General features: G+C 63.3%; 8 protein-coding genes. 3 read left to right on the top strand and 5 right to left on the bottom strand.

Going from position 1 to position 5,041, the window contains the following annotated elements; translation table 11 throughout:
* Positions 1-34 precede the first annotated feature (34 nt).
* The gene (locus EN939_RS20435) at positions 35-667 is read left to right on the top strand and encodes a CoA pyrophosphatase (RefSeq protein ID WP_127269430.1); all 633 of its coding nucleotides are present in this window, start codon (positions 35-37) and stop codon (positions 665-667) included.
* Positions 664-1,929, top strand: coding sequence for a CCA tRNA nucleotidyltransferase (locus tag EN939_RS20430; protein ID WP_127269429.1), 1,266 nt, complete (start codon positions 664-666; stop codon positions 1,927-1,929). Before EN939_RS20435 ends, EN939_RS20430 begins: the two co-directional genes overlap by 4 nt.
* A 1-nt stretch (position 1,930) precedes the next feature.
* Here the strand turns inward: EN939_RS20430 and EN939_RS20425 are convergent, their stop codons facing one another.
* The 3 genes from EN939_RS20425 to hemF all read right to left on the bottom strand — a co-directional run bounded on the left by EN939_RS20425 (position 1,931) and on the right by hemF (position 3,834).
* On the bottom strand, positions 1,931-2,116 hold the full coding sequence (locus EN939_RS20425) for a DUF1059 domain-containing protein (RefSeq protein ID WP_127269428.1): 186 nt from the start codon (positions 2,114-2,116) through the stop codon (positions 1,931-1,933).
* 234 nt (positions 2,117-2,350) lie between these two features.
* A complete protein-coding gene (locus EN939_RS20420) occupies positions 2,351-2,611 on the bottom strand; it encodes a DUF1344 domain-containing protein (protein WP_127269427.1) in 261 nt (86 codons plus the stop codon).
* Between the two features lie 308 nt (positions 2,612-2,919).
* Positions 2,920-3,834 carry an oxygen-dependent coproporphyrinogen oxidase gene (gene hemF, locus EN939_RS20415; RefSeq protein WP_127269426.1) on the bottom strand — a complete coding sequence of 305 codons (915 nt, stop codon included), beginning with the start codon at positions 3,832-3,834 and terminating at the stop codon, positions 2,920-2,922.
* A gap of 166 nt (positions 3,835-4,000) precedes the next feature.
* On the opposite strand from hemF, the gene EN939_RS20410 reads away from it, so the two are divergent.
* Entirely contained in the window at positions 4,001-4,258 is a 258-nt protein-coding gene (locus tag EN939_RS20410; RefSeq protein WP_127269425.1) for a hypothetical protein, read from the top strand.
* On the opposite strand, the gene soxR is transcribed toward EN939_RS20410, so the two are convergent.
* Both soxR and EN939_RS20400 read right to left on the bottom strand, forming a co-directional pair.
* Positions 4,255-4,716, bottom strand: a complete 462-nt coding sequence (gene soxR, locus EN939_RS20405) for a redox-sensitive transcriptional activator SoxR (protein WP_127269424.1) — start codon at positions 4,714-4,716, stop codon at positions 4,255-4,257. The genes EN939_RS20410 and soxR overlap by 4 nt on opposite strands.
* Before the next feature lie 132 nt (positions 4,717-4,848).
* A partial coding sequence (locus tag EN939_RS20400) for a tRNA (cytidine(34)-2'-O)-methyltransferase (RefSeq protein WP_164751107.1) occupies positions 4,849-5,041 on the bottom strand: 193 nt, incomplete at its 5' end.

Below are 5,041 nucleotides of genomic sequence, written 5' to 3'. Positions count from 1 at the left end.
TGCCGGCGGACCAGTTGAAGCGGCTGAGCGCGTGATGGACCAGGTGACGCCGGCGCCGTTTTCATCCGCGGATTTTCGCGCGCGTTTTGCCGTGCAGCCGGATGCGCATGCCGGCGACGATTATGGCGATCATCGCTTCAACCCCGGCCATCCGCGCCTCAACCAGGGCAAGGCGCTGCGCAATGCCGCGGTGCTGATCCCGGTGGTCGATCATGAGGGCGATGCGACGGTTCTCCTGACCAAACGGGCCGAAAAGCTGCGCAGCCATTCGGGGCAGGTGGCATTTCCCGGCGGCACCATCGATCCGACCGATCCGAGCCCTGAGGCGGCGGCGCTGCGCGAGACTTTCGAGGAGATCGGGCTTGGCCGAGACCGCATCGAGATCATTGGCCGCATGCCCGACTATGTCGCCGGCAGCGGCTACCGCATCGCGCCGGTGCTGGGCATCGTGCGGCCCGGTTTCCAACTGACGCTCAACGCCGACGAGGTCGACGCCGCTTTCGAAGTGCCGCTGCGCTTCCTGATGGACCCGGCCAACCACAAGCGCGACAGCCGCATGTGGAACGATCTCGAATGGTTCTTCTACGACATGCCTTACGGCGAACGGCGCATCTGGGGCGTCACCGCCGGCATCATCCGTACCCTCTATGAAAGGCTTTATGCGTGAGTGTCTCGATCGCGGACAGGGCCGACTGGCTCGGCGACAAGCATCTGCAGCGCCTGCTGTTCGCACTGGCCGAAGGCGGTGAAGAGGCGCGAGTCGCCGGCGGCGCGGTGCGCAACACGCTGATGGGCCAGCCCGTCGCCGACATCGACATCGCCACCACCTGCCTGCCGCAGCAAACCCTCCGCCGCGCCGAAGCGGAAGGGTTCAAGGCGGTGCCAACCGGCATCGAACATGGGACAATCACCGTGGTTGCCGGCGGAAAACCTTATGAAATCACCACCTTGCGCGCCGATATCGAGACCGACGGGCGACGCGCGAAAGTGTCGTTCGGGCGCGACTGGAAGCTTGACGCCGAGCGGCGCGACTTCACCATCAATGCGCTCTATGCCGAGGCCGACGGCAGGGTTGTCGACCTGGTCGGCGGCATTGCCGACATCGAGGCACGCCGGCTGCGCTTCATCGGCGACCCGGAAGCGCGTATCCGCGAGGATTATCTGCGCATCCTGCGCTTCTTCCGCTTCTTCGCCTGGTACGGCGATGGACGGCCGGACGCCGAAGGGCTGAAAGCCTGCGCCCGGCTTAAGGAAGGGCTGGCCCAGCTTTCGGCCGAGCGCATCTGGTCGGAACTGAAGAAGCTCTTGTCGGCGCCCGATCCGTCACGGGCGCTGCTCTGGATGCGGCAGGCAGGCGTCTTGACCGCAGCGCTGCCGGAAAGCGAGAAATGGGGCATCGATGCCATCCATGGGTTGGCCAAGGCCGGGAAGGATCTGGGCTGGGCACCCGACCCGCTGCTCAGACTGGAAGCGATCGTGCCGCCCGATGCCGCTCGCATGAAGACGCTCGCCGAGCGGCTCAAACTCTCGACCGCCGAAGCGGATCGCCTGCGCCACTGGGCGCTTGCCACCGCCGTCGAGCCGAAGACGACCGAGGGCGAACTGGCGAAAAGGCTCTATCGCGGCGACCGGCAGGGGTTTGTCGACCGGCTGCGGCTGTCGCTTGCGGCAGCCAGAGTGCGCGCCGTCGAGGACAATGAGGCGCTGCTCGAAGCCGGTGGCTTTTCGCGCCAGCTTGCCTTCGCCACCAAATGGGAAAAGCCGTTGTTTCCGCTGAAAGGTGCCGATCTCACAGCGCTCGGCGCAACTCCAGGACCGAAACTCGGCGAAATCCTCAGGAATCTCGAGGCGGAATGGGTCGAAGCCGGGTTTACCCCTGATCGCGACGCGCTCCTCAAGCGCGCCGCCGAAGCTTTGAACGCCGGGTAGATCAGGCCGCGTCGCGGCTCTTTTCGATGCGCGAGCGGATCGCCTCGATCATCGTCTCGCGGATGACCGTCTCACCATGCGTCTCGCGCATGTGCTCGACGGCACGGCGCATGACCTCGGCCTCCTCGTCGGCACGCGTGTGCCAGTCACAGCCGGGCACGAGCGACCCGCAGTGAAATTCCTTCATGAGATTTCTCCTTTTCCTCCGTGAAGCCTGGTCGAGGCTCCGGTACTTTTTTTGGCTCATGGTCCGGTTCCAGGGTTTAATCCGCGGACCGCGAGCGGGTGAGAAGCATAACACAGATGGGGCGGCATTGGTTGCGGTCAACGGCAAACAGGCGGAGCAGCGCTGCTCCACCCTCTTAACACTATCCCGAAACAGGACCGGACATCGTCTCATCCTGCTCTGGCGGGCAAGCCATCATTTTGCGGCCTTGACGGCCTCGGCGACCTTGTTCTTGCCCTTCATATCCCATGAGACACGGACTTTTTCACCGACCTGCAGGCCAGGATCCTTGAAGGTCTTGGGAAGCGTAAAAGACGATCCATCGTCGAGGACCAGACTCATGGCCGTTGCGTCAAAGGTCTTGATCGTTCCGGTGGTGTGCTTGACGGCGGCGAATGCCACCGAACCGGAAGCGAGAAGGGCAGCGGCGGCCGCCGAAACAATGATCTTGCGCATTGCGAAGTACTCCTGGAAGTAGGGCATCCCTCTCAATGAGGTGCCCCGCGTCGTCTGGGCCGTCCGGTCGCGTCGGGTCGCGGCTCGCTTTGTCTGACGCAATTCCGGTCGGAAAGCCGTTTCGCACTTTCCTGGAATTGCGCGCAGGCGAACCGCCGGCGCTTCCCGACCCGGCCCCACAAATAGGCCAGTCTTTTCAACGGCCTATTAGACGAAAAAGAAATTTTGCGCCGCACCGTGTGCCACATTCCATGCCCATTTCGAGCGAATGGGACATCAATGCGACTCACGCCGCGCTCACCATTTTGTTACGGCCAGCGAACCTCGGGCGGCAGGCTGGAGAGAATGGACGCGACATTGCCGCCGGTCTTCAGTCCGAAGATGGTGCCGCGATCGTGAAGCAGATTGAATTCGACATAGCGGCCGCGGCGGATGAGCTGTTCGTCACGGTCGCCATCGGTCCAGTTCTCGTTGAAGTTGGCGCGCACGAGGTGACCGTAGACGACGAGAAAGGAGCGGCCGACATCCTGGACGAAGTTGAAATCGGCATTCCAGCCGCCTTTGTCCTCGCCCGAATGCAGCCAGTCGAAAAAGATGCCGCCGGTGCCGCGCGGCTCGTTGCGGTGCGACAGATAGAAGTACTCGTCGCACCAGGCCTTGAATTTCGGGTAATCGGCGACCGCGGCATTCTTCTCGCAAGCGAATTGCATGGCGCGATGGAAGGCGAGAGTATCAGGGTCGTCCTGGGTGCGGCGGCGATCGAGCACCGGTGTCAGATCGGCGCCGCCGCCGAACCATTGGCGCGATGTTACCACCATGCGCGTGTTCATGTGCACGGCCGGAACGTTGGGATTCCACGGGTGCGCGATCAGCGAAATGCCGGATGCCCAGAAGCGCGGGTCTTCCTCGGCGCCGGGCATCTGCTTCCTGAATTCGGGCGAGAACTCGCCATGGACGGTCGAAGTGTGGACGCCGACCTTTTCGAAGACGCGGCCGTGCATCATCGACATGGTACCGCCGCCGCCACGGCCCTCGTCGCGTTCCCACGGCGTCTTTTCGAAACGGCCCGGTGACCACGAGGCCAGCGGCCCGCCAAGGTCCTGCTCGATCTGCTCGAAAGTGGCGCAGATGCGTTCGCGCAGCGCCTCGAACCACAGCCGTGCCTTCATCTTCTTCTGTTCGATGTCGGCGGGCAGGCCTGTCGGTATTTCTGGTCGTTCCAAGTGCCGTCTCCGGTTGGGGCGGCGAGTCCCACAAATGACTCGTCTTTTGCCGGCGCGATCCCTAATCTCTTAAGGGCAAGGGTCAAGTCACTTTGGTTTTGCGCATGATCCTTTCCGAAACTCGATTCCGATTTCGGGTCATGCGCCAGGTGCAAGGAGCTGTTTCGTGCGCACCCCGGCAAGACCGCCGCTGGATGGCCTGAAGAGAAGGCTCGACCAAAGCCGTGCCGAGCGCGTGCGTATGCCGCGCGATGGTTTCCTGCGAGAGACCTTCGTGCTGCCGCGCTCCGATGCGCGGCTCAAGGCCAAGGAATGGTTCGAGCGCTTTCCCAAGCAGGCCTACTGGACCGAGATCGAAAGCTGGTTCGAGCGGCCGGGCGACCTGATCGAGTTCACCATCAGGCGGTTGCCAGCGGCTGACTAGGATGTCCTTGAGAGAGGCGGAGCAACCAGCCTTCTTGCCCCTGTCCCCTCGCGCGCCAGCCGGTCGCCCTTGTTGCGCAACGGGCATTTGTCGATGGACATGCAGCCGCAGCCGATGCAGTCGGTCAGCCCGTCGCGCAGTTTCTTCAACTGGGCGATCTTGTGGTCGAGCCCGTCGCGCCAGGCGGTCGACAAAAGGTTCCAGTCGTCGCGCGTCGGCGTGCGGCCTTCGGGCAGTGATTCAAGTGCGGCACCGATTTCGGCCAGCGAGATGCCGACCTCCTGTGCAACCTTGATGATCGCCACGCGCCGCAGCACATCGCGGCCGTAGCGGCGCTGGTTGCCCGACGTGCGATGGCTGCGGATCAGGCCGCGGGCCTCGTAGAAATGCAGCGCCGACACCGCCACCCCGCTGCGCATGGCCACCTGGCCGACCGTCAATTCCGTTATAGGCGCCATGTCTGATTTTCCGCCCCGATTTTTCCGCTTGACCTAAAGTTAAGTTGAGCTTGTAGCGAAGAAACCCTGGATGTGCAAACGAAGGAGAAGGCGATGTGCGCCTGGGTCAAGATGACGGGAGACGGACTGCCATTATCCGAGTTGCCGGACGGCTTCGCCCGCCACCATGGCGACGGAGAGCGCGACGTTGATGCTGCGCGCCGTACCCTGCATCGGGATGGTCAGCCGCGTATCAGCCGCCTGATGGACAGGATCCGGCACGCCTGCGGATTCCCGGCCAAACAGGAGTATGTCGCCTTCGGCGAAGATGAAGCTGGTGTAGGCC

The organism is Mesorhizobium sp. M7A.F.Ca.CA.002.05.1.1 (assembly GCF_003998335.1).
In the GTDB taxonomy this organism is placed as follows: domain Bacteria; phylum Pseudomonadota; class Alphaproteobacteria; order Rhizobiales; family Rhizobiaceae; genus Mesorhizobium.
The sequence above is the reverse complement of the archived record's forward strand: the minus strand, read 5'-3'. Positions and strand labels throughout refer to the sequence as shown.